At 70.1% G+C, this 23,887-nt stretch carries 22 protein-coding genes; 8 read left to right on the top strand and 14 right to left on the bottom strand.

Going from position 1 to position 23,887, the window contains the following annotated elements; genetic code table 11:
- Positions 1-35: 35 nt before the first annotated feature.
- From ACHWVH_RS09980 to hutI, 7 genes are all read right to left on the bottom strand, one after another.
- On the bottom strand, positions 36-662 hold the full coding sequence (locus ACHWVH_RS09980) for a TetR/AcrR family transcriptional regulator (protein ID WP_017909406.1): 627 nt from the start codon (positions 660-662) through the stop codon (positions 36-38).
- Positions 662-919 (bottom strand): acyl-CoA-binding protein, encoded by a 258-nt coding sequence (locus ACHWVH_RS09985; protein ID WP_017909407.1) that lies wholly within the window; start codon positions 917-919, stop codon positions 662-664. The genes ACHWVH_RS09980 and ACHWVH_RS09985 overlap by 1 nt, the downstream gene beginning before the upstream one ends.
- Positions 920-1,012: 93 nt before the next feature.
- A complete protein-coding gene (locus ACHWVH_RS09990; RefSeq protein WP_295925886.1) occupies positions 1,013-1,837 on the bottom strand; it encodes a hypothetical protein in 825 nt (274 codons plus the stop codon).
- A 140-nt stretch (positions 1,838-1,977) separates the two neighbouring features.
- The gene (gene hutU, locus ACHWVH_RS09995) at positions 1,978-3,645 is read right to left on the bottom strand and encodes a urocanate hydratase (RefSeq protein WP_017911932.1); all 1,668 of its coding nucleotides are present in this window, start codon (positions 3,643-3,645) and stop codon (positions 1,978-1,980) included.
- Between the two features lie 50 nt (positions 3,646-3,695).
- On the bottom strand, positions 3,696-4,559 hold the full coding sequence (gene hutG, locus ACHWVH_RS10000; RefSeq protein ID WP_295925891.1) for an N-formylglutamate deformylase: 864 nt from the start codon (positions 4,557-4,559) through the stop codon (positions 3,696-3,698).
- A 124-nt stretch (positions 4,560-4,683) separates the two neighbouring features.
- Positions 4,684-6,222 (bottom strand): histidine ammonia-lyase, encoded by a 1,539-nt coding sequence (gene hutH / locus ACHWVH_RS10005; protein WP_295925894.1) that lies wholly within the window; start codon positions 6,220-6,222, stop codon positions 4,684-4,686.
- Positions 6,219-7,421, bottom strand: coding sequence for an imidazolonepropionase (gene hutI, locus ACHWVH_RS10010; protein WP_295925944.1), 1,203 nt, complete (start codon positions 7,419-7,421; stop codon positions 6,219-6,221). Before hutI ends, hutH begins: the two co-directional genes overlap by 4 nt.
- 63 nt (positions 7,422-7,484) lie before the next feature.
- Here hutI and ACHWVH_RS10015 point away from each other — a divergent pair, with 63 nt between their 5' ends.
- The 3 genes from ACHWVH_RS10015 to ACHWVH_RS10025 all read left to right on the top strand — a co-directional run bounded on the left by ACHWVH_RS10015 (position 7,485) and on the right by ACHWVH_RS10025 (position 11,952).
- Complete coding sequence (locus tag ACHWVH_RS10015; RefSeq protein ID WP_394687067.1) at positions 7,485-8,882, top strand: formimidoylglutamate deiminase; 1,398 nt, start codon at positions 7,485-7,487, stop codon at positions 8,880-8,882.
- Between the two features lie 49 nt (positions 8,883-8,931).
- Entirely contained in the window at positions 8,932-9,663 is a 732-nt protein-coding gene (gene hutC / locus ACHWVH_RS10020; protein WP_394687068.1) for a histidine utilization repressor, read from the top strand.
- A gap of 300 nt (positions 9,664-9,963) precedes the next feature.
- Positions 9,964-11,952, top strand: coding sequence for an SDR family oxidoreductase (locus ACHWVH_RS10025; RefSeq protein WP_017911925.1), 1,989 nt, complete (start codon positions 9,964-9,966; stop codon positions 11,950-11,952).
- Positions 11,953-12,110: 158 nt separating this feature from the next.
- Here the strand turns inward: ACHWVH_RS10025 and ACHWVH_RS10030 are convergent, their stop codons facing one another.
- The 3 genes from ACHWVH_RS10030 to ACHWVH_RS10040 form a co-directional block, all read right to left on the bottom strand.
- Entirely contained in the window at positions 12,111-13,112 is a 1,002-nt protein-coding gene (locus tag ACHWVH_RS10030) for a restriction endonuclease (RefSeq protein ID WP_394687069.1), read from the bottom strand.
- Between the two features lie 200 nt (positions 13,113-13,312).
- Entirely contained in the window at positions 13,313-13,963 is a 651-nt protein-coding gene (locus ACHWVH_RS10035) for a phasin family protein (protein WP_295925906.1), read from the bottom strand.
- Positions 13,964-14,089: 126 nt separating this feature from the next.
- Entirely contained in the window at positions 14,090-15,355 is a 1,266-nt protein-coding gene (locus ACHWVH_RS10040; RefSeq protein ID WP_150411307.1) for a patatin-like phospholipase family protein, read from the bottom strand.
- Positions 15,356-15,442: 87 nt separating this feature from the next.
- Here ACHWVH_RS10040 and ACHWVH_RS10045 point away from each other — a divergent pair, with 87 nt between their 5' ends.
- Positions 15,443-16,162 carry an FFLEELY motif protein gene (locus tag ACHWVH_RS10045; RefSeq protein WP_267108468.1) on the top strand — a complete coding sequence of 240 codons (720 nt, stop codon included), beginning with the start codon at positions 15,443-15,445 and terminating at the stop codon, positions 16,160-16,162.
- A 221-nt stretch (positions 16,163-16,383) separates the two neighbouring features.
- On the opposite strand, the gene ACHWVH_RS10050 is transcribed toward ACHWVH_RS10045, so the two are convergent.
- The gene (locus ACHWVH_RS10050; protein ID WP_017916064.1) at positions 16,384-16,659 is read right to left on the bottom strand and encodes a polyhydroxyalkanoic acid system family protein; all 276 of its coding nucleotides are present in this window, start codon (positions 16,657-16,659) and stop codon (positions 16,384-16,386) included.
- Positions 16,660-16,773: 114 nt separating this feature from the next.
- Here ACHWVH_RS10050 and ACHWVH_RS10055 point away from each other — a divergent pair, with 114 nt between their 5' ends.
- On the top strand, positions 16,774-17,571 hold the full coding sequence (locus ACHWVH_RS10055; protein WP_295925916.1) for an FHA domain-containing protein: 798 nt from the start codon (positions 16,774-16,776) through the stop codon (positions 17,569-17,571).
- On the opposite strand, the gene msrQ is transcribed toward ACHWVH_RS10055, so the two are convergent.
- The gene (gene msrQ, locus ACHWVH_RS10060) at positions 17,540-18,169 is read right to left on the bottom strand and encodes a protein-methionine-sulfoxide reductase heme-binding subunit MsrQ (protein ID WP_043092131.1); all 630 of its coding nucleotides are present in this window, start codon (positions 18,167-18,169) and stop codon (positions 17,540-17,542) included. The genes ACHWVH_RS10055 and msrQ overlap by 32 nt on opposite strands.
- Before the next feature lie 134 nt (positions 18,170-18,303).
- Positions 18,304-19,272: a protein-methionine-sulfoxide reductase catalytic subunit MsrP gene (gene msrP / locus ACHWVH_RS10065; RefSeq protein ID WP_152181387.1), complete on the bottom strand. Its 969-nt coding sequence runs from the start codon at positions 19,270-19,272 to the stop codon at positions 18,304-18,306.
- A gap of 154 nt (positions 19,273-19,426) precedes the next feature.
- On the opposite strand from msrP, the gene serC reads away from it, so the two are divergent.
- The 3 genes from serC (at position 19,427) to aroA (ending at position 23,555) form a co-directional block, all read left to right on the top strand.
- On the top strand, positions 19,427-20,512 hold the full coding sequence (gene serC / locus ACHWVH_RS10070) for a 3-phosphoserine/phosphohydroxythreonine transaminase (RefSeq protein ID WP_295929999.1): 1,086 nt from the start codon (positions 19,427-19,429) through the stop codon (positions 20,510-20,512).
- Between the two features lie 79 nt (positions 20,513-20,591).
- The gene (gene pheA, locus ACHWVH_RS10075) at positions 20,592-21,740 is read left to right on the top strand and encodes a prephenate dehydratase (RefSeq protein ID WP_017916069.1); all 1,149 of its coding nucleotides are present in this window, start codon (positions 20,592-20,594) and stop codon (positions 21,738-21,740) included.
- A 501-nt stretch (positions 21,741-22,241) separates the two neighbouring features.
- Entirely contained in the window at positions 22,242-23,555 is a 1,314-nt protein-coding gene (gene aroA / locus ACHWVH_RS10080; protein WP_394687070.1) for a 3-phosphoshikimate 1-carboxyvinyltransferase, read from the top strand.
- 67 nt (positions 23,556-23,622) lie between these two features.
- Here the strand turns inward: aroA and ACHWVH_RS10085 are convergent, their stop codons facing one another.
- Positions 23,623-23,883: a hypothetical protein gene (locus ACHWVH_RS10085; RefSeq protein WP_320740406.1), complete on the bottom strand. Its 261-nt coding sequence runs from the start codon at positions 23,881-23,883 to the stop codon at positions 23,623-23,625.
- Positions 23,884-23,887 lie beyond the last annotated feature (4 nt).

Below are 23,887 nucleotides of genomic sequence, written 5' to 3' on the forward strand. Positions count from 1 at the left end.
CGCCCCGCCTGTGCTTGCGCGCAGGGCAGGGCGCTTCAATCCAGATAGGCGTCCATCAACGCCGCCAGGTGCGCGCGTTCGGCGTCGCGCAGGAACGGCGCGATCAGTTGCATCACCTGCACGATGCCGTGGCGGATCGCCACTTGCTCGTCCTTCTCGCCGCGCGCGGCCGCGTAGTTGAGCCAGAACGTGGCCACCACCAGCACGTTGGTGGCCACGCCGCCGCGTTCCTGGGCGCTGGCGCGCATCGCGCCGGTCTGCGCCAGTCCCTCGAACACCGCCTGCACGCTGGCGTCGGCACGGCGCAGGATGCGCGCGAAGCGCAGGCGCAGGCGCCGGCTGCGGCTGAGGATCTCGACCAGGTCGCGGTACAGGAAGCGGTAGTCCCAGATGCACTCGAACACCAGGTGCAACTGCAGCCAGATATCCTCCAGCCCCGGCAGGCGCGCGCTCGGCAGCGCCAGCGCCGTGTCCATGCGCTCCTCGTAGCGCGCGAACAGGTGCTCGATGATGTCGTCCTTGTTGCGGAAGTGGTAGTACAGGTTGCCGGGGCTGATCTCCAGCTCGTCGGCGATGTGGTTGGTGGTGACGTGCGGCTCGCCCTGCGCGTTGAACATCGCCAGGGCGGTCTCGAGGATGCGCCGCCGGGTGTCGCGGGCCATCAGGCCAGCAGCTTCTTCACCAGGTCCACGTATTTCTTCTGCGCTTCCGCCTGCGGCACGCCCTTGAGCTTGGCCCAGGCCTCGTACTTGGCGGTGCCGACGAAGTCGAAGAAGCCCGGCTTGGCGCCGCTGACGTCGCCCTCCGAGCCTTGCTTGTACAGCGCGTACAGCCGCAACAGGGTGTCGTTGTCGGGGCGCTCGGCCCGCTGCTTGATGTCCTGGACCGCTTTCTCGAAGGCCGCCTTGCTGTCTGCCATGATCCCGCTCCGCCCTGACCGGCAGGCATCACAGCACGGGCGGGAGGCCGGGTCAACGCGGGCCGCGGCCGGTGGCCGGCGCGGACGCCGCGGTTACAGCATCGACAGTGCGTCGGCCTGGCGGCTGTCGGCGATGCGTTCGTGTGCATGCGCGGCCTCTTCGTGGGCGGCCTGCGCCTGCCGCGCCAGCGAGGCCTTGGCCGCGATGGAACGGATCGCATCGGTAACTTCGGCCAGCGGCACCTGCGTGCTGAGCCGCTGGAAGGTGTCGCGGCTGTTGTAGCCGGAACCGTCGCGCAGGTATTGCTCGTACATGGTCAGCAGTTCGGTGCAGGCGGCGGTGAGGGTTTCCATGTTGTTGCGCGCCAGCGCATGGCCGACCTGGTCCAGGTTGTGCAGGCAGTCGGACAGCCAGTGCAAGTCGTAGCGCGCGCTGGCCGGCTCCGGGCCGTTGTGGCCGCGGCTGTAGGCGCTGTAGCGGCGGATGCTGCGCGCCACGCGGGCGACGTGGGCGAGCAGGGTGCCGACTTCGTCGGCGATGTCGATCTGTGCCAGGGCGATGGTCGAGGGCGGCGCGGCCGGAGGCGCCGCCGGTGCCGGCCCCGGCTTCGGGGAGGCGGGCGAAGGCGCCGCGGCCGGTGCGGCGTTGGCGGACGCCGCCGCAGCGGGCGCTGCCTCGTATTCGTAGGTCGCGCGCAGGCGCTCGTGGTCCTGGCGCAGCGTTTCCAGTTCCTGCGCGCTGGCGGCGGCCTGCGCCTTCAGCTGGCTCAGCGCCGCCTGATACCGCGCGATCGTCTCCTTCGCAGTCGCGTCGCGCCGATAGGCATGCCCCAGACGCTGGAACAAGCCATGCGCGAACGCTGTGGCAACGGCAGCCCACAGCGCCACGGCAGGAGTGAGGTAGATCAGGATGCCCATGCAGGCTCCTTGAAACGATGCATCCCTTGTCGGCGCAGCTCGGCCGAACTTGAGGCTGTATCGTGCGAGGGGTGACGCAGTTCCGCTTTGCCGCGTCGTGCGCCCGCCCGCCGCGCGCAGGCGGCGGACGGGCGCCGGCCTCAGCGCAGGATGCCGGGCAGGTCCAGGTGCTTGTCGCGGGCGCAGTCGAGGGCGATGGCATACCCCGCATCGGCATGACGCATGACGCCGGTCGCGGGGTCGTTCCACAGCACCCGGGCGATGCGCTTGGCCGCCGCCTCGGTGCCGTCGCAGACGATGACCATGCCTGCGTGTTGCGAGAAGCCCATGCCGACGCCGCCGCCGTGATGCAGCGACACCCAGGTGGCGCCGCTGGCGGTGTTGAGCAGGGCGTTGAGCAGCGGCCAGTCGGAGACCGCGTCCGAGCCGTCGGCCATGGCCTCGGTCTCGCGGTTCGGCGAGGCGACGCTGCCGCTGTCCAGGTGGTCGCGGCCGATCACCACCGGCGCCTTCAGTTCGCCCTTGGCGACCATCTCGTTGAACGCCAGCCCCAGGCGGTCGCGGTCGCCAAGGCCGACCCAGCAGATGCGCGCCGGCAGTCCCTGGAACCGGATCTTCTCGGCGGCCATGTCCAGCCAGCGGTGCAGGTGCGGGTTGTCCGGAATCAATTCCTTGACCTTGGCATCGGTCCTGGCGATGTCCTCCGGGTCGCCGCTCAGCGCCGCCCAGCGGAACGGGCCGACGCCGCGGCAGAACAGCGGGCGGATGTAGGCGGGGACGAAGCCCGGGAAGTCGAAGGCATTGGCCACGCCTTCCTCCAGCGCCATCTGCCGCAGGTTGTTGCCGTAGTCCACGGTCGGCACGCCCAGGGCGTGGAAACCGAGCATGGCGCGGATGTGGTTGGCCATCGAGGCGCGCGCGGCCTGTTCCACCTCCTTCGGTGCGGAGACGCGCTTGGCGTCCCACTGCTCGACCGTCCAGCCCTGCGGCAGGTAGCCGTTGACCGGGTCGTGCGCGGAGGTCTGGTCGGTCAGCAGGTCCGGCTTGATCCCGCGCGCCAACAGCTCGGCCAGCACGTCGGCGACGTTGCCGAGCAGGCCGACCGAGCGCGGCGTCTTCGCCGCGCAGGCCTCGGCGATCAGGCGCAGCGCCTCGTCCAGCGAGTCGGTCCAGGTATCCAGGTAGCCGGTGCGCAGGCGCATGTCGATGCTGCTCTTGCGGCACTCCACCGCCAGGCACGAGGCGCCGGCCATCACCGCGGCCAGCGGCTGCGCGCCGCCCATGCCGCCGAGACCGCCGGTGAACAGCCACTTGCCGGATAGGTCGCCACCGTAGTGCTGCCGGCCCATTTCGACGAAGGTCTCGTAGGTGCCCTGGACGATGCCCTGCGCGCCGATGTAGATCCAGCTGCCGGCGGTCATCTGGCCGTACATGGCCAGGCCTTTCTTATCGAGTTCGTTGAAGTGGTCCCAGTTGGCCCAGCGCGGCACCAGGTTGGAATTGGCGATCAGCACCCGCGGCGCGTCGGCATGGGTGCGGAACACGCCGACCGGCTTGCCCGACTGCACCAGCAGGGTCTGGTCGTCGTCCAGGCGCTTGAGCGTCTCGACGATGGCGTCGAAGCTCTCCCAGTCGCGCGCGGCGCGGCCGATGCCGCCGTACACCACCAGTTCCTGCGGGCGCTCGGCCACGTCCGGGTGCAGGTTGTTCATCAGCATGCGCAGCGGCGCTTCGGTCAGCCAGCTCTTGGCGGTGAGGGTGCTGCCGGTGGGCGCTTGGATGGTGCGGGTGGCGTCGAGGCGGGTCATGCGGGAATCCTCAGGTGGATGCGCGGAAGGCGGAACGCGGTGCGCGCGCGTCAGGCGGTGGTGCGGGCGGATGCGGCGGGGCTGCGGACGAAGTCGAGGCAGGCCTGCAGCACCTGCTGCAGCACCGCGCGCAGCGGCGCGGCGTACTCGGGTTGCCACGGCGAGGGCCAGTTGCCGGGGTCGACCGTGTCGGGTTCGTGCATGTAGCCGCGGCAGGCCAGTTCCATCTGGATCGCGTGCACGCCGTCGGCCGGCGCGCCGTGGTGGCGGGTGCTCCAGCCGCCCTTGAAGCGGCCGTTGCGCACGTGGCTGAAGTCGCTGCCGGCGCAGACGCGCTCCACCGCATCGGTCAGCGCTGCCGCGCAACTGCTGTCCACCGCGCCGGAGGCACCGGCACTGCCGATGTTGAACTGCGGCAGCTCGCCGTCGAACAGGTGCGGAATGCGCGAGCGGATCGAATGCGCGTCGTACACCACGATGGCCGGGTGCAGGGCGCGCAGGCGCGCGATCTCCGCGTCCAGCGCGGCGTGGTAGGGCGCGAACCACTGCGCGCGGCGCGCGTCGATCTCGGCCGCATCCGGCTCGGCCCCAGGCCGGTACAGCGGCTGCGCATCGAAGGTGGTCAGCGGGCACAGCCCGGTGGTGTTCTGCCCGGGATACAGCGACACCCCGGCCGGGTCGCGGTTGACGTCGATCACCGAGCGCGAGATCGCGGTGCGCACGGTGGTCGCGCCGAGCGTTTCGGCGAAGTCGTACAGCAGGTGCACCCACCAGTCGGCATCGCGCTGCGCCAGCCATGGCGAGACGAAACGGTCGGCCAGCGCTTCCGGCAGGTCGGTGCCGGTGTGCGGGAAGCTGAGGATCAGCGGCGCATCGCCGCGGTGCACAGTGAGCCAGTCGGGCAGGGATGTCATACGGCCTCGCGTTGTGCTGTTCTGTGGAAGCGGCTTCAGCCGCGAACGGGGCATTACCTGGTAAAGCCCGGTCGCGGCTGATCCCAAAAAGGGGCAGAGCTGCTCCTACGACGGGTTCTTCAGATCAGACGCTAACCTCGGGCAGCCGCATCCCCACCGCCGCGGCCAGCGCGCCGTCGCGCACCAGCGCGGTGGCGGCCAGCATGTCCGGATGGAAATAGCGATCGTCCTGCAGCGCCGGGACGCGGACGCGCAGCAGCGCGCGCGCCGCTTCCAGGGCGGCGCTGGAGCGCAGCGGCGCGTGGAAATCGCAGCCCTGTGCGGCGGCCAGCAGTTCGATGCCGACCACATTGGCCGCGTTCTCGGCCATCGCCAGCAGGCGGCGCGCGCCGTGCGCGGCCATCGACACGTGGTCTTCCTGGTTGGCCGAGGTCGGGATCGAATCGACGCTGGCCGGGTAGGCGCGTTGCTTGTTCTCCGACACCAGCGCCGCGGCGGTGACCTGCGGGATCATGAAGCCGGAGTTGAGGCCGGGCTTGGGCGTCAGGAACGCCGGCAATCCGGACAGCGCCGGATCCACCAGCATGGCGACGCGGCGCTCGCTGATCGAGCCGATCTCGCATACCGCCAGCGCCAGCATGTCGGCGGCGAAGGCCACTGGTTCGGCGTGGAAGTTGCCGCCGGACAGCGCCTCGCCGGTGTCGCTGAACACCAGCGGGTTATCCGACACGCCGTTGGCCTCGGTGGCCAGGGTGGTGGCGGCCTGGCGCATCACGTCCAGCGCCGCGCCCATCACCTGCGGCTGGCAGCGCAGGCAGTACGGGTCCTGCACGCGCACGTCGTTGTCGCGGTGCGAATCGCGGATCGCCGAGTCGTGCATCAGTTCGCGCAGCGCCGCGGCGGTGGCGATCTGCCCGGGCTGGCCGCGCAGCGCGTGGATGCGCGGATCGAACGGGGTGTCCGAGCCTTTCGCGGCCTCGGTGGACAGCGCACCGGCGACCAGCGCGGCATGGAACACGCGCTCGATCTCGAACAGCCCGGCCAGCGCGTAGGCGGTGGAGAATTGCGTGCCGTTGAGCAGCGCCAGGCCCTCCTTGGCGCCCAGCGTCAGCGGCTGCAGCCCGGCCTGGGCCAGCGCCTGCGCCGCCGGCAGGCGCGCGTCGCCGACGAAGGCCTCGCCGACGCCGAGCATCACCGTGGCCAGGTGCGCCAGCGGCGCCAGATCGCCGGAGGCACCGACCGAGCCCTGGCACGGCACCACCGGGATCACCTCGTGGCGCAGCAGCGCTTCCAGCAGCGCCAGCGTCTGCGGCTGCACCCCGGAGGCGCCCTGGGCCAGGCTGGCCAGCTTCAGCGCCATCATCAGCCGCACCACCGGCACCGGCATCGGCGCGCCGACCCCGGCCGCGTGCGACAGCACGATGTTGCGCTGCAGGGCCTCCAGGTCCTCGCGCTCGATGCGCACGCTGGCCAGCTTGCCGAAGCCGGTGTTGATGCCGTACACCGGCGCGCCGGTGGCGACGATCGCCTCCACCGTGTGCGCGCTGCGCAGTACCGCGTCGGCACAGGCCGGGTCCAGGCGCACGCTGGCGCCGCGGTACACCGCGCGCCACTGCGCCAGGCTCACCGCGCCGGGGCGCAGCAGGATCTCGTCGTCGCTCATTGTCCTCTCCAGATACGCGCATGCAGCGGGTTGAAGCCCATGCGATAGACCAATTCGGCCGGTTCGGCGATGTCCCAGATCGCCAGGTCGCAGGCCAGCCCGGCGCGCAGCCGGCCGACCTGGTCCTGGCGCCCGAGCGCACGCGCCGCCTCGCGGGTGAAGCCGGCGATGCATTCGGTCACGGTCAGCCGGAACAGCGTCGCCGCCAGGTTCATCGCCAGCAGCGGGCTGGTCAGTGGCGAGGTGCCGGGGTTGCAGTCGGTGGCCAGTGCGCGCGGCACGCCGGCGGCGCGCAGCGCGGCGATCGGCGGCAACTGGGTGTCGCGGGTGAAATAGAACGCGCCCGGCAGCAGCACCGCGACGGTGCCGGCGGCGGCCATCGCGGCCACGCCGGCGGCGTCCAGGTATTCGACATGGTCGGCCGAGCGCGCGCCGTAGCGGGCGGCCAGCGCCGCGCCGCCCTGGTTGGACAATTGCTCGGCGTGGATCTTCAGCGCCAGCCCATGGCGTTGCGCGGCCTGGAACACCTGCTCGGTCTGCGCCGGGGTGAACGCCAGATGTTCGCAGAACACGTCCACCGCCTCGGCCAGGCCCTGCGCGGCGACCGCCGGGATCATGCGCTCGCAGACCTCGTCGATGTAGGCCTGCGCCTCGGCCCCGGGCGGCACCGCGTGCGCGCCGAGGAAGGTCGGCGACACCGCCACCGGGCGCAGCTCGCCCAGGCGCCGCGCCACGCGCAGCAGGCGCAGTTCGTCCTCAAGCGTCAGGCCGTAGCCGGACTTGATCTCCACCGTGGTCACGCCCTCGGCCAGCAGCGCGTCCAGCCGCGGCAGGCTGGCGGCGAGCAGGGCGTCCTCGTCGGCGGCGCGGGTGGCGCGCACCGTGGAGACGATGCCGCCGCCGGCGCGGGCGATGTCGGCGTAGCTGGCGCCGAGCAGGCGCTGCTCGAACTCGCCGGCGCGGTTGCCGGCATAGACCAGGTGGGTGTGGCAATCGATCAGGCCGGGGCCGATCCAGCGTCCGCCGCAGTCGATGCTGCGTTGCGCCGACAGCGGACCAGGCAACTGCGCGGCGGCGCCGGCATAGACGATGCGGCCGTCGCGGCAGGCCACCACGCCGTCGTGGACCAGCCCCAGGCCGCCGTCCTCGGCGTCGAGCGTCATCAGGTGCGCGTTGTGCCAGAGCGTGTCGCAGGGCATGGTCACGGGCAGGCTCGTCGGTTATTTTGTATATACAATATTGTGGTCGATGGAGGGTGTCCAGTGCAGACCCAGGCGCAGCAGCAGGCTGACGGCAACGCGGGATCGGGCGAATTCTGGTGCGCGCACGCGCTGCTGCCGCAGGGCTGGGCGCGCGCCGTGCGCCTCGGCGTGCGCGATGGCCGCCTCGCCGCGGTGGACAGCGGCGTGGCCGCCGCGCCGGGCGATCAATGCCTGGGCATCGTGGTGCCCGGGCTGGGCAATCTGCACAGCCACGCCTTCCAGCGCGGCATGGCCGGCTTGACCGAGATCGGCGGGCGCAGCGGCGACAGCTTCTGGAGCTGGCGCGAGCTGATGTACCGCTTCCTGCAGCGGCTGAGCCCCGACGATCTGCAGGCCATCGCCGAGCAGGCCTACGTGGAAATGCTCGAGGCCGGCTTCACCCGGGTCGGCGAGTTCCATTACGTGCATCACGCCGCCGACGGCCGGCCCTACGCCGACCGCGCCGAGATGGCGCAGCGCCTGGCTGCCGCGGCGCAGACCAGCGGTATCGGCATGACCCTGCTGCCGGTGTTCTATGCGCATGCCGACTTCGGCGGCGCCGCGCCGAATCCGGCGCAGCAGCGCCTGCTGCACGACGTCGACGGCTTCGCCGCGCTGCTGGACGGCAGCCGCCGCGCCCTGCAGGGACTGGACGACGCGGTGCTGGGGCTGGCCCCGCACAGCCTGCGCGCGGTCACTCCGGACGAACTGGCGGCGCTGCTGCCGCTGTGCGACGGCCCGGTGCACATCCATATCGCCGAGCAGACCCGCGAGGTCGACGCCTGCCTGGCCTGGAGCGGGCAGCGCCCGGTGCAATGGCTGCTGGCGCACGCGCCGGTGGATGCGCGCTGGTGCCTGGTGCATGCCACCCATGTCGACGCCGCGGAAGTGCAGGGCATCGCCGCCAGTGGCGCGGTGGTCGGGCTGTGCCCGATCACCGAGGCCAACCTCGGCGACGGCCTGTTCCCGATGCAGGACTTCCTGCGCGCCGGCGGCCGTTTCGGCGTGGGCTCCGACTCCAATGTGCTGATCGATGCGGCCGAGGAACTGCGCCTGCTCGAGTACGGCCAGCGCCTGAGCCTGCGCGGGCGCAATGTGCTCACCGGCGACACCGCGCTGTCCAGCGGCCGCCTGCTGTTCCAGTCCGCCGCGCAGGGCGCGGCGCAGGCGCTCGGTGTCGAACACGGTCTGTGCGAGGGCGCCCTGGCCGATCTGGTCGAACTGGACGCCGCGCATCCGGCCTTGCAGGCGCGCGACGGCGACGCCTGGCTGGACAGTTGGCTGTTCGCCGCGCGCGGCGGTGCGGTGCGTTCGGTCTGGCGCCACGGGCGTGCGCTGGTCCGCGAGGGCCGCCACCTGCAGCGCGAGGGCGTGGCCGCCCGCTACGCGCGTGCGCTGAACCGGCTGCTGGACGCATGAGCCGCGACCCGCGCGCGCTGTGCGCTGCCTGCCGCGGCACGGACTGCCGATGACGCCGGCCGCGCCGACGCTGCCGCTCAGCCAGCGCATCCGCCGCGACATCCAAGCGCACATCCGCAGCGGCGCGTGGCCGCCCGGCCATCGTATTCCGTTCGAGCACGAACTGATGGCGCAGTACGGCTGCTCGCGGATGACCGTCAACAAGGTGCTGGCGCTGCTCGCCGACGCCGGCATGATCGAGCGCCGACGCCGCGCAGGTTCGTTCGTGGCGCGGCCGCATCCGCACATGGAGCAGGTCGCGCTGGAGATCCCGGACATCCCGGTCGAGGTCGCCGCGCGCGGCCATGTCTACCGTTTCGAACTGCTGGAGCGGCAGCAGCGCGCGCCGCGCGCGGCGTTGCCGCAGGAAGCGGAGGTCGCTGCTGAGGGCAGCCTGCTGGCGCTGCAATGCCTGCACTACGCCGACGGCCGTCCGTTCGCGCTGGAAGAGCGCGTGATCAATCCGGTGGCGGTGCCGGAGGCCTTGCAGATGGACTTCGCGGTCACCGTGCCCGGCAGTTGGCTGCTGCAGCACGTGCCCTGGACCCGCGCCGAACACCGCATCAGCGCGGTCGGCGCCAGTACCGCGCAGGCGGCGCGGCTGCAGGTGCCGGCCGGCACCGCGTGTCTACTGATCGACCGCCGCACCTGGCGCGGCGAGCAGGCGGTGACCTTCGTGCGCCAGGTGTTCCTCGGCGACACCTACGACCTGGTCGCGCGGTTCTCGCCCGGCGCGCGCTGAGTCCGGCGCGCGCGGCGACTGCAAGGCGGCGCAATGACGTCGGGAAGCATCCTGTAGGAGCGGCTTGAGCCGCGACGCGCTTGTCCGTGCGGTCGCGGTTGAAGGCGCTCCTCCACGACCACATGGCCCGAGGCGAACGCAGGTGCTAGCGGCTCCCACCGTCGCCTCTGCGCTGCGCAATGCTGCGATGCCGCACGTTCGCCATACGCCGGCGTGCGTTTGTCCTGCCCGCCGCACTCTGGCAAGTTAGCGCCGGGGCCGGGCGAGGGGCCGTGGCCGCGGAACGAGGGATGGTTCGGCATGACGTATTTCGTGACAGGCGCCACCGGTTTCATCGGCCGCTACCTGATGGCCAAGCTGATGCGGCGCAAGGGCGTCGTGCATGTCCTGCTGCGCAAGGAGTCGCAGCGCAAGTTCGATGCGCTGGTGCGCGAGCAGGGCTGGGATCCCAAGCGCCTGGTGGTGCTGCACGGCGACGTCGGCGCCGAGTACTGCGGGCTGTCCGCGGCGCAACGCAAGGCGCTGCACGGCAAGGTCAAGCATTTCTTCCATCTGGCTGCGCTGTACGACCTCACCGCCAAGGCCGAGGACCAGCGCATCGCCAACCTCGACGGCACCCGCAATGCGCTGGAACTGGCCGCGCAGCTCGGCGCCGGCATCTTCCACCACACCAGTTCGATCGCGGTGGCCGGGCTGTACCCGGGCATCTTCCGCGAGGACATGTTCGAGGAAGCCGAGGGCCTGGACGATCCCTACCTGCGCACCAAGCACGACGCCGAGGCGCTGGTGCGCGCCGAGACCCGGATCAAGTGGCGCATCTACCGCCCGGCGATGGTGGTCGGCGATTCGCGCACCGGCGCCATCGACAAGATCGACGGCCCGTACTACTTCTTCCCGCTGATCAAGAAGCTGCGCCAGCTGCTGCCGCCGTGGGCGCCGATGCTGGGCATCGAGGGCGGACGGATCAACCTGGTGCCGGTGGACTTCGTCGCCGACGCGATGGACCACATCGCGCACAAGCCCAAGCTCGACGGCCACACCTTCCACCTCACCGACCCCGAGCCGCTGCGCGTGGGCGAGGTGCTCAACGTGTTCTGCCGCGCCGGCCACGCCCCGGAGATGACCCTGCGGGTGGACGCGCGCATGTTCGCGTTCGTGCCCTCCAGCATCCGCGCCGCGGTCGGCAGCCTGCCGCCGATCCGCCGCTTCACCGGCATGCTGTTGCGCGACTTTCGCATCCCGCGCGAAGTGCTGAAGTTCATCACCTATCCCACGCGTTTCGACAGCCGCGAGACCGAGCGCGCGCTCAAGGGCAGCGGCATCGCCGTGCCGCGGCTGGAAGACTACGCCTGGCGTCTGTGGGACCACTGGGAACGGCACCTGGACCCGGACCTGTTCGTCGACCGTTCGCTCAAGGGAAAGGTCCGCGGCAAGGTGGTGTTGATCACCGGCGGCTCCTCGGGCATCGGCCTGGCCACCGCGCAGCGCGTCGCCGAGGCCGGCGCCATCACCGTCATCGTGGCCCGCGGCGAACAGGAGCTACATGCCGCACGCGATGCGATGAACGCCAAGGGCGGCAAGGTCTTCGCCTATACCGCCGACCTGTCGGATCTGGCCGATTGCGACCGCCTGCTCAAGACCGTGCTGGACGCGCATGGCCATGTCGACGTGCTGATCAACAACGCCGGCCGCTCGATCCGCCGCTCGATCGAACTGAGCTACGACCGCTTCCACGATTTCGAGCGGACCATGCAGCTGAACTACTTCGGCAGCCTGCGCCTGATCATGGGCGTGCTGCCGGGCATGACCGCGCGGCGCAAGGGCCACATCATCAACGTCAGCTCGATCGGCGTGCTGGCCAACTCGCCGCGCTTCTCCGCCTACGTCGCCTCCAAGGCGGCGCTGGACGCCTGGAGCCGCTGCGCGCAGGGCGAGTTGTCGGGCAAGGGCATCAGCTTCACCACGGTCAACATGCCGCTGGTGAAGACCCCGATGATCGCGCCCACCAAGATGTACGACAGCGTGCCGACGCTGAGCGTGGACGAGGCCGCCGACCTGATGGTCAAGGCGATCATCGAACGCCCCAGCCGCGTGGCCACGCGCCTGGGCATCTTCGCCGCCCTGGTCAACGCCGTGGCGCCGAAGGCCTACGAGGTGGTGATGAACACCGCCTTCGAACTGTTCCCCGACTCGGCCGCGGCCAAGGGCGACCGCAAGGCGCTACGCGAGACCAAGCCCAGCCAGGAGCAGATCGCGTTTGCCGCGCTGATGCGGGGGGTGCATTGGTAAGAGCCGGGAATCGGGAATGGGGAGTAGGGAATCGGAACAGCGCTGGCTGCACGCGGTGCGGGTTCTGTCCTGTCAGGCAGGAACGTCACGGGTGCATGCTCGTTGCGTGCCGATAGCCCGCTCTACCGATTCCCCATTCCCGATTCCCCAATCCCCGCTCAGAACGTCCTGCATTGCCGCCACCGCACCGGTTCCTCGTGGCCCGGGCGCGGGTTGAGCTGGATGCGGACGGTGCGCAGGGACGGGTAGCGTTCCACTTCGCGGCAGATGCGCGGCCACACCTGGGCGTCGTCGCCGCTGCGGTCGACCACCAGGGTCATTTGTGTCTGCCAGATGCCGCGGATCACGCCCGGGGTGGCGGCCAGGGCCTTGGAGAGTTCCTGGCGGTTGCGCTGTTCGGTGGCGGGGTCGGGCTCGGCCAGGTCGCCGGCGTCGTCCAGCGCAGGCGGGGGCGCGGCAGCGGTGGTGCTCGTTGGCGTGGTTGCGGCCGGCGTAGGCGCGGCTGCGGCAGCGGGCGTAGGCGATGACGCCGTTGCGGCCACGGCTGCCGGCGGCGCTGCGGGCTGCTGCAATGCCAGCGCACCGACGCCGGTCACCACGCCCAGGGCGAGCGAGGCCAGGCCGGCGATGGCGATGTGGCGCTGCGCGCGGCGGCGGCTGGCGCCGATCACGCCGTCTTCCAGTTCGCTGGGCAGGTAGGGCTTGAGCATCGGCCAGATGCGCGGGCCGTCGAGGATTTCCACCGCCTGCTTCTCGGCCGCGGCGATGCCGTCGCGCTGCACCTTGCCCTCGGTGATCAGGATGCCGCCCTGCGCGCCCATCAGCCGTGCCGCCGCGCCCAGTTCGTTGACCGCGGCCGAGCCGATCCGGTAGGCACGGCCGTGCTTGCACGACAGCAGCCAGCGCACGTCGCCGCGGGTCATCACGAAGTCGCTTTGCGGTTCCTGGCTCGTGTGCTCGTCGACGGTGGCGTCCTGCAGGTCGCGCTGTTCGCGCATCGCGCGCCGCACCATGTAGGAGAAATCGCGCCAGTGCAGGCCGGCCAGCGCGTGCAGCCCGGCCATGGCCTCATTCTCGCGGCGCCGTACCAGCCACAGGTAGAGGCTGGCCGCCAGCCATGCCGCGACTGCCAAGATCGCTGCCGCTATCCAGGAAAACATGCTCGCACCCGCACACGCGCCGTAAGGAAGTCAGTGTATCGCCAGCGTGTCACGGCGCCGGCAAGGCGACAGCGGTGGACGGCGGACAAAAAAGACCCGCCAGTCCGAAGCCGAGAGGGGAGGGGAGCAAACGGTCTTCTGATGGACTGGCGGGTCCGTTTCGATTGTCTGGAAAAACGTGTTGCTTTGCAACAATTCGGTTACTCGGCCGTGGTCGGCGTCTCGCTGCGCTTGCGGCTGGCGCGCTTGGGCGCGGTCGCGCGCTTGGCTGGCGCGACCTTGGCGACCACCGGGCCGGCAGGTCGGCGCGCCGGTGCCGCGCGCTTGGCCGTGGCGGGGCGCGGCGCGGCGGTCTTCCTGGCGGCCTTCTTCGGCGCCGGCGCCTTGCCCGCCGCCTGCGTGGCACGGCCGCCGCGCAGATGCCGCAGTTCGCCATTGAGCGCGTCCACGCGCTCGATCAGCGCACCCAGGTCCTCGCGACTGGGGACTTCCAGGCGGCGCAGCGCGCGCTGCACGCGGTCCTCGAATACCTTCTCCAGGCGGTCCCAGGTGTCGGCGGCGCGCTCGCGGGCCTGGCCGACCCGGTTCTCCACCGCATCGCGCACCGCGTCGACCCCGCCGCCGGCCAGCTTGCGCGTGCTCTGCTCCAGGCTCAGGCCTTCCTTCACCAGGGTCTCGAACAGCTTGCCGCCCTCGGCCTGCGCACGGCCGAACGCGCCAACCCCGGCCAGCCAGACCTGCTGCGCCGATTCGCCCAGGCGCTTGGACAGCTTTTCCGCCTGCGCCTGCAGGGTGTCGTCGGCAGCGGCGGTGCTGCGCTTCTTGCGGGCGGACTTCTTCAGAGTGGCCATGACGGTGCGGTTCCTTCGGCGGGTGAGTGGCGGGGTTCGAGACTCGGGACTGTGACTAGAGTAATCACACCAGCGGACGCAGGACGTGCGCGGGGTGCGATGGCGCCGTCGGCCGGGGCGGTAGCGCTACGCCTCCGGCGAACGGCGGGTGCGGCGCTTGGCGCGGCGGTTGGCGATGACCTGGTCGACGTCGTCCAGCGCACGCCGCAGCCGCGCGGTGGTCTCGGTCATGCGCCGCGGCTGCACGTCCACGCCATCGAGGAAGGTGCGCTTGCGGTCGTTGAGGATATCGTGGCGCAGCGCGATGCCGTGTGCGGCCAGCAGCGGCTCCAGCGTCTGCGCGTTGCGGCGCAGGTCGGACAAGGTGTTGCGGTAGGCGAGCTGGCACACGCGGTGGCGCGCGGCGTAGCTGAAGAGATTGGTGAAGAACAGCTCGCCGTTGTCGGCGTTGGGCTCGAAGACCAACTGGTCCACCTGCGGGTATTGCCGCGCGTACTTCTCCAGCCCCACTTGCATGCGCGATTGCAGCAGGGTGCGGAAGGTCTGTGACAGCACCGCCGGCAGGCCGCCGGCGAGCAGCCGCGCGCGGTCGATGTGGCCATTGCGGCGCGGCGCGTGGGTGGCGTCGTAGGGCACCAGCGGGTTGATCCCGATCATCAGGTCGATGCCGCGCTCCAGCAAGGTGGAGGCATGCATGGTGCGGCGCAGCGCGCCGTCCACGTAATGGTGGCCGTCGATCTGCACCGGCGGGTACAGCCCTGGCAGCGCCGCGCTGGCCTGGATCGCCAGCGAGATCGGCACGTGGTCCATGCCCGGCTCGCCGAAGCGCACCGCACGTCCGCTGTCCAGGTCCACAGCGACCACGAACAGATTGGCGTCGAGGTCGCGGAAATCGTTGCTGCGGCCGCGGCGGCTGAACACGTCCTGCAGGAAACGCTCGACCCCGGCGTTGTCGAACAGGCCGCTGGGCACCAGTCCGCCGAAGCGGGTGATCAGGTCCGACCAGCGGGTCTTGCGCGGTTCGGTGAGCAGGTCGTGCCACCAGCCGTAGGCCAGCCCCGGCAGGGTCGCGGCACGGCGCAGATACTCGTAGACGTTGGGCCGCAGGAAGTCTTCCGGGCGGAACCGCGCATCGTCGCTGTTGCCGGTGACGAAGATCCGGCAGATCTCGGCACTGCTGATGCGGTTGGCCAGCCCGGCGGTCAGGAATGCACCGGAGCTGACGCCCACGTAGCAATCCAGGCGGGTCAGGTCCAGTCCGTCCAGCGCCTCGTCCAGGGCACGCAGCGCACCGAGGCCGTACATGCCGCCGATCGGCCCGCCGCCGGCGATGGCCAGGCCGATGCGGCCGTTGGAATGGGGACGGGGCGAGGCGCTGTGGAGGGAAAGCATGCGCGGTCCGCAGGAGGCAGTGGCGCGAGTGTAGCCGAGCGCCGTGACGCTTGCGGTCGTGCCGGGCTGCGACCATCATCGGCGCCCATGGCGCGCAGCACTCCCGTCCTGGAACGACTCGGCCGCCGCCTGGCGTGGCACCAGGCGCTGCACGACCCCGTGCGCGAACCGCGCAATGCGCTGCGCTGGCTGCAGGAACTGCGGCGCTGGCAATCGGAGCGGCTGGAACGCAGCTTCGAGCATTTCCTGGAGGATCCGCAGCGGCGTCCGGCGGCGATGTTCTTCCTGACCGACGTCTATGGCGACCGCGACTTCAGCCGTCGCGACGCCGACATCGTCAAGGTGTTGCCGATGATGCAGCGGCTGATGCCGGCGTCGTTGCTGGACACGGTCGCCGACGGCATCGAGCTGGGTGCGCTGACCCACGCTCTGGACCTGCGCATGGCCGAGGCGCTGCAGGCCCTGGCGCCGCGGCGCAAGCGCCTGGACGAAGCGCTGTATGCCGAGGCCTATCGGCAGACCGGCTTGCCGCGGCTGCGCCAACGCCAGATCGACCTGATCGCCCGCGTCGGTCTGGGCCTGGCCAAGGCGGTGCATACGCCGGGCGTGCGCATGCTGCTGCGCTTCGCCCGCGGCCCGGCCAAGGCGGCGGGGTTGTCGGAACTGCAGGGATTCCTGGAGCGGGGTTTCGACGCGTTCTCCAAGCTGGGCGATGCCGAGGGGTTCATCGGCGATATCGAGACCACCGAGCGCGCCGTGTCGGAACGATTGTTCGCGGGCGATCCGGATCCGTTTGCGTTGGAGTGAGTCAGCGGTCGGACCCTCACCCCAACCCCTCTCCCGACGGGAGAGGGGCTTTGGCTGCTCCCTTCTCCCCTCGGGACCATGGCCCCCTTTTGCGGGGGAAGGTGCCCCGAAGGAGCGGATGAGGGTACGAGCGCAGCCTCGCGCAACTGATTGCGTCAGCGCTTGACGCCGCACCCTCACCCCAACCTCTCTCCAGAGGGGAGAGGGGCTCGATGCACTGATCAGCCCAGCTTTTCCGACAGCACGCGGCGAATCTCGCTTTCCACCGTGCCCTTCATCGCCGACAGCAGGAAGCCCAGCTCGGCAGTCACGTGCACCTGCTTGGGCAGCAGCTCGATGCGTCCGTCCACGCCCGAGCGCGAGAACAGCAGGGAATCGCCATCCCAGTGCGATTCCAGGTCGAAGCGCTCGGACAGTTTCTTGGCGGCGGTTTCGATGGCCTTGCGGGCCTGCGCGGGGGTCTTGTCGTGGTCGTGGCGGATGTCGATGCTGGACATGCTGGCTCCTGTGCGGGCGGGTGCCCGCGTGAACGATCAGGCATTGTGCGTATGCGCGGTGCATTGTCCAGCGCGCGCTTCTGCGCGCGCAGGCAACCTGCTAGGCTGCCCGCCGTGCACGATCTGCTAGTCCATTTCAGCAACCGCCAACATCCCGACCGGCCCCTGCGCGCGGGCGTGCATCGCATCGTGCGGCTGGCCTCCGGCCAGGTCAGCGTGGTCGACGACACCCAGGGCGCGTTGCTGCTGGCGCAGTTCTGCCTGGACCGGCGCGGTCTGTGGCTGCAGGTCGCCAACGGCAGCCGCGGCATCCACGTCAACGGCCGCCCGGTGCGGCGCATGGCGCTGCTGCGCGCCGGCGACGCGGTCTACGCCGATGGCGTCGAAATGGTGGTGCAGGGCAAGTGCGACCCGCTGCAGCGCCTGCCCGAGGTCAGCGAGGCCGAGCACGACGATCCGCGCCTGGTTCTGCGCGGCGTCGGCGGCCCGCACCATGGCCGCAGCTTCACCGTCGACCGCGTACGCAGCGTCGGCCGCCTGCGCGAGTGCGACATTCGCATCGACGATCCGGCCTGCGCCGAGCAGCACGCGCGCCTGGAACGGCATGGCGAGCGGGTGCTGCTGCGCGGCTTCGGCGATGCGCAGACCCAGGTCAACGGCGTGGCGGTGCGCAGCTGCTGGCTGCAGCCCGGCGACCAGGTGGTGTTCGATGCCCAGCACCGCTTCGTGCTGGAGGTCCCGCAGGTCGTCGGCGCCGAGCCGCTGCGCGACGACCCCGCCCTGGCCGCGCTCGCGCTGACCCCGGCGGTGGCGCCACGCCCGGCCACCGCGCGGCGCTGGCCGTGGCTGTTGCTCAGCGCCTTGTTGCTGGCCGCCGCGCTCAGCGGCCTGCTGTGGTTCGGCGCGCGCTGAGCGCCCGCCAGCCGCGCCAGCCCAGCAGTACCGCCAGGATCGCCGCGTACAGCAGCGGTTCGCGGATGTCGGACTTCACCAGCCACCAGAAGTGCAGCACGGCGAGCACGCCGATCGCATAGATCGCCTTGTGCAGCTTGCCCCAGTTGCGCTTGAGCCGGCGCATCCAGCCCTGTGTCGAGGTGATCGCCAGCGGCACAAGCAGCAGCCAGGCCAGGAAACCCACGGTGATGTACGGGCGTTTGACGATTTCCTCGAAGATCTGCGTCCAGTAGCCGCGCAGGTCCAACCCCAGATAGGCCGCCAGATGCACGGTCGCGTAGAAGAACGCGTACAGCCCGAGCATGCGCCGGAAACGCAGCAGCACTGATTGCCCGGTCAGTTGCCGCAGCGGGGTGATGGCCAGGGTCAACAGCAGCAGCCGCAGCGCCCACAACCCGGTGCGGTGCTCGACCTCGGCCACCGGATCGGCACCGAGCGCATCGCTGCCGGTCTGCCACACCTGCCAGAACTGCCAGCCCAGGTACGCCATCGGCGCCAGCGCCAGCGCATGCACCACCGCCTTGGCGGCGATCAACGAAGCGGAGGTCTTAGCCATGCGCCGTCATCGCGCCGTGTCGGCACAGGTGCCACGCGGCACGCCGACTGCGACTCCAGCCGTCGCGCGAGGCAACCACCAGGCGCCGCGCTTTTCCCATTCCCGATTCCCAGTTCCCCATTCCCAGCCTCTCCTCAATACCATTTCTTCAGATCCATCCCCGCATACAGCGACGCCACCTGATCGGCATAGCCGTTGAACGGGCGGGTGGGAATGCGCTCGGCGAACAGCTTGCTGGCCTTGCCGGCGATGCGGCGCTCGGTCTTCTGGCTCCAGCGCGGATGGTCCACCGCCGGATTGACGTTGGAGAAGAACCCGTACTCGGACGGCTGCAGCTCGTGCCAGGCGGTTTCCGGCATGCGCTCGACGAAGCGGATCTCCACGATCGACTTGATGCTCTTGAAGCCGTACTTCCACGGTACCACCAGCCGCAGCGGCGCGCCGTTCTGCTGCGGCAGCGGCTTGCCGTACAGGCCGGTGGCGAGCAGGGTCAGCGGGTGCATGGCCTCGTCGATGCGCAGGCCTTCCTTGTACGGCCAGTCGATCGAGCTGTAGCGGATGCCGGGCATCTGCTTGGGATCGGCCAGGGTGGTGAAGGCGACATACTTGGCCTTGGAGGTCGGCGCGAAGCGCTTGAGCACGTCGCCCAGCGGCACGCCCAGCCACGGGATCACCATCGACCAGCCTTCCACGCAGCGCAGCCGGTAGATCCGCTCCTCGGGCGTATGGCCCTTGAGCAGGTCGTCCAGGGACAGCGTGCCGGGCTTCTCGCATTCGCCGGAGACCTTCACCGACCACGGCGAGGTGCGCAGGGTCTTGGCCGCCTTCGACGGATCGGTCTTGTCGGTGCCGAATTCGTAGAAGTTGTTGTAGCTGGTCACGTCCTCGTAGCGGGTCAGCTCCTCGTTGGTGCGGAACCCGCTGCGCGCCTGCTCCGGCGTCACCACGGTCTTGGGCGGGGCCGGCGGCTCGGCGTCGGCGCAGCCGACCAGGCCGGCCACCGGGGTCAACGCCAGGGCCTGCAGCAGGCGCCGCCGGTCGCGGTAGACCGCCTCGTCGGTGATCTCGCGGCTGGGAACGGTGAGGGCATCGCGCAACGACATGGCGGACTCCTGGAGCGAAGGGGGCGAGCAGTGGCGGGGACTTCACCACAGACTACGCATGCGCAGGGCGAATGGATGCAAATGCAACCTAAATTGCCCGGGCCGCAAGCTGTTGCGCTGCGGCATACTAGGGGTCCTGTCCGATAGGTGCCCCATGACGCGCGCGTTCAATTTCAGTGCCGGCCCCGCTGCCTTGCCGGAATCGGTCCTGCGCCAGGCGCAGGCGGAGATGTTGGAGTGGAACGGCGTGGGCGCCTCGATCGTGGAGCTGAGCCACCGCGGCGCCGAGTTCATGGAGGTTGCGGCACAGGCCGACGCCGACTTGCGCCGGCTGATCGGCATTCCCGACGACTATGCCGTGCTGTTCCTGGCCGGTGGCGCCACCACCCAGCAGGCGCTGCTGGCGCTGAACTTCGCCGCGCCCGGGCAGACCGTGGACTACGTGGTGACCGGGCACTGGGGCAAGACCGCGATCAAGCAGGTCGGGCCGTACGTCGACGTGCACGTGGCCGCCAGCAGCGAGGCCGACGGCTTCCGCGACATCCCGCCGCGCGCGGCCTGGCAGTTGCGCGAGGATGCCGCCTACGTCCACATCACCGCCAACGAGACCATCCACGGCGTGGAGTTCCGCGACACGCCGGACGTCGGCGCGGTGCCGCTGTTCGCCGACTTCAGCTCCAGCATCGCCTCCGAGCCGATCGACGTGTCCAGGTACGCGCTGATCTACGCCGGTGCGCAGAAGAACCTCGGCCCGGTCGGCGTCACCGTGGTGATCATCCGCCGCGACCTGCTCGAACGCGCCGGGCAGCCACGCGCGGACATCTTCGATTACCGCTCGCATGTGGCGCGCGACTCCATGCTCAACACGCCGCCGACCTGGAACTGGTACCTGGCCGGGCTGGTGTTCAAGTGGATGCTGGCCGAGGGCGGCGTGGAGGCGTTCGCCGCGCGCAACCAGGCCAAGTCGGCGCTGGTGTATTCGGCGATCGACGCCTCCGGTGGCTTCTATCGCAACGAAGTCGCGGCGGCGGTGCGCTCGCGGATGAATATCCCGTTCTTCCTGCCGGACGAGACCCTCACCACGCGCTTCGTCGCCGAGTCCAAGGCGGCCGGATTGCTGGCGCTGAAGGGCCACAAGGCGGTCGGCGGCATCCGCGCCTCGCTGTACAACGCCATGCCGCTGACCGGCGCGCAGGCACTGGTTGCGTTCATGCGCGACTTCCAGCAGCGCCACGGCTGAGTCGCCGATTTTTGTAGGAGCGGCTTCAGCCGCGACCGGATCGCGCCGGCGATCCGGACCACCGAGGAACCCCCGATCCATGGCCGCAAAGCCGAAGAAATCTCCCGCCGCCGACGCCAAGCCGGCCAAGTCCGCGAAACCCGCCGCCACGCCGGCCCTGGCCGACGTGCGCGCCAAGATCGACGAGATCGACCGCACCATCCAGGCGTTGATCGCCGAGCGCGCGCAGTTCGCGCACCAGGTCGGCAAGGCCAAGGGCAAGCTCGCCGCGGCGGTGGACTATTACCGGCCCGAGCGCGAGGCGCAGGTGCTGCGCATGGTGGTGGACCGCAACCAGGGCCCGCTCAGCGACGAAGTGCTGGTGCACGTGTTCCGCGAGATCATGTCCGCGTGCCTGGCGCAGCAGGAGCCGCTGAAGATCGGCTACCTGGGGCCGGAAGGCACCTTCAGCCAGCAGGCGGTGCTCAAGCACTTCGGCCGCTCGGCGGTGGGCCTGCCGATGGCCACCATCGAGGAAGTGTTCCAGGAAGTGGAAAGCGGCAACGCCGACTTTGGCGTGGTGCCGGTGGAGAACTCGGGGCAGGGCACGATCCAGGTCACCCTGGACATGTTCCTGACCTCCAACCTGAAGATCTGCGGCGAGACCGAGCTGCGCGTGCACCAGTTCCTGCTCTCGCGCAGCGGGCGGCTGGACGCGATCGAGAGGATCTACGCGCATCCGCAGTCGTTCGCGCAGACCGCCGGCTGGCTGCGCGCGAACCTGCCCAAGGTGGAGAAGATTCCGGTCTCCAGCAACGCCGAGGGCGCGCGCCGGGCGCGCAATGCCGACGATGCGGCGGCGATCGGCGGGGAGAGCGCGGCGCATGTGTATGCGCTGAAGAAGGTGATCATGAAGTCGATCGAGGACGACGCGGACAACACCACGCGCTTCCTGGTGATCGGGCGGCAGATCTTCCCGCCGTCGGGGCACGATCGCACGTCGGTGCTGGTGTTCATCCACGACAAGCCGGGTGCGCTGTTCGATGTGCTCAGTCCGTTCGCGCGGCATGGGATCAGCATGAATCGGATCGAGTCGCGGCCGTCGCATCAGGCGAAGTGGGAATACGGGTTCTTCATCGATCTGGCGGGGCATGTGGAGGATGAGGCGATGAAGTTGGCGTTGGCGGAGTTGAAGGCGCATTCGGCGCAGATCAAGGTGTTGGGGTCGTATCCGGTGGCGGTGCCTTGATCGAGCCGGTCGGCCTTTGCGACATCACGTCGCAAATCAAAGACCCTCTCATTAACAGTCAAGTGCTCTGAGTGGTTGGCTGCAGAAAAGCGGTACGGCAACAGCTTTCGCGCTTGCGCGCGAGTCACTTTTCTTTGCTTGTGCAAAGAAAAGTAACCAAAAGAAAGCACACCCGGGCGGGCTGCCCCGCGCTGCGCGCGGGGTCCGCGGACACGACGGGAATTTTCGGAAGGCACATCCATGTGCCTGCCGAAAACGACGCGCATCCTGCACGTCGCCCCTCACGGGGTTTTACCCGCCGTGTCCGCCAGCCCTCACGGGGGGATTGAGAGCAACAGCGAAAGCAAGAACAACGGCAACAGCAAGAGCAACGGCAAGAGCAACGGCAGCGGCGGTGGCTGACTTGGTGTAGGCCATCGTGGCAGCAGCGCAAGCGCGCTCTAGCGGCGCCGATGTCGCCGGGTGGTGGTGAATCTTCGGGTGGTTGGACTTTCAGGAACGATGATGAGCAACGAGCAAGGCTGGATCGCAACGCGCGGCACTGCGCTGCAGGGCACGCTGACGGTGCCGGGGGACAAGTCGGTGTCGCACCGGGCGGTGATGTTCGCGGCGTTGGCCGATGGCACGTCGCGGATCGAGGGGTTTCTCGAGGGCGAGGACACGCGTTCGACGGCGGCGATCTTCGCGCGGCTCGGGGTACGGATCGAGACGCCGTCACCGTCGCAGCGCATCGTGCATGGCGTGGGCGTGGATGGGTTGCAGGCGCCGCAGGGCGAGCTGGATTGCGGGAACGCCGGCACCGGCATGCGTCTGCTCGCCGGGCTGCTCGCGGCGCAGCCGTTCGACAGCGTGCTGGTCGGCGATGCATCGCTGTCCAGGCGGCCGATGCGCCGGGTCACCGAGCCGCTGGCGCTGATGGGCGCGCGCATCGACACCGAGGCCAATGGCGTGCCGCCGCTGCGCATCCATGGCGGCCAGCCGCTGCGCGGCATCGACTTCGTCTCGCCGGTGGCCAGTGCCCAGGTCAAGTCGGCGGTGCTGCTGGCCGGTCTGTATGCCGACGGTGTCACCACGGTGCAGGAGCCGCATCCCACCCGCGACTACACCGAGCGCATGCTGTCCGCGTTCGGCGTGGAGATCGAGTTCGCGCCCGGCCAGGCGCGCCTGCGCGGCGGCCAGCGTCTGCGCGCCACCGATATCGCGGTGCCGGCGGACTTCTCCTCGGCGGCGTTCTTCATCGTCGCCGCCAGCATCATTCCCGGCTCGGACATCACCCTGAAGGCGGTCGGGCTCAATCCGCGCCGAACGGGTCTACTGGCCGCGCTGCGCTTGATGGGCGCGGACATCGTCGAGCACAACCACAGCGAGCACGGCGGCGAGCCGGTGGCCGACCTGCGGGTGCGCTACGCGGCGCTGCGCGGCGCTACGATTCCCGAGAGCGTGGTGCCGGACATGATCGATGAGTTCCCGGCGCTGTTCGTCGCCGCCGCCGCCGCCGACGGCCAGACCGTGGTCAGCGGTGCGGCGGAGCTGCGGGTCAAGGAGTCGGACCGCCTGGCGGCGATGGCCACCGGGCTGCGCAGCCTCGGCATCGTCGTCGATGAGACCCCGGACGGCGCCACCATCCACGGCGGCACGCTGGGCGCCGGGACCATCGAGAGCCACGGCGACCATCGCATCGCCATGGCCTTCGCCATCGCCGGGCAACTGGCGCAGGGCGAGGTGCGGATCCAGGACGTGGCGAACGTGGCGACGTCGTTCCCGGGTTTCGACACGTTGGCGCGGGGCGCGGGCTTCGCGTTGCGCACCGCCTGATCGCCTGCGCAGCACCGGCCGCGTGCAAGCGCGGCCGGGGGAAGAGGCAAGTAGGGCTGTCGAAACGTCAGTGCGTCGGCTGTGGACGCGGCGGATCGTTGGCGGGTGTCGACGGTGTCGACTGGGTAGCGCGGTAGCCGCTACCGTCGTCGTCGCGGTCCACCGCCAGCCACCAGCAGGCCACCGCCAGAGCCAGTGCGATCACGATCATCCAGGCCCACGGCGACCCGCGATCGGCCCGCGCATGCACTTCACCGCGCGCAGACGACGGGCGGGCGGGGCGCTTCCACGCGTCCAGCGGCTGTGTCGACTTGTACGGGGTGGGCATGGCG

This window comes from uncultured Xanthomonas sp. (genome assembly GCF_964278005.1).
GTDB classification, from domain to species: Bacteria; Pseudomonadota; Gammaproteobacteria; order Xanthomonadales; family Xanthomonadaceae; genus Xanthomonas_A; species Xanthomonas_A sontii.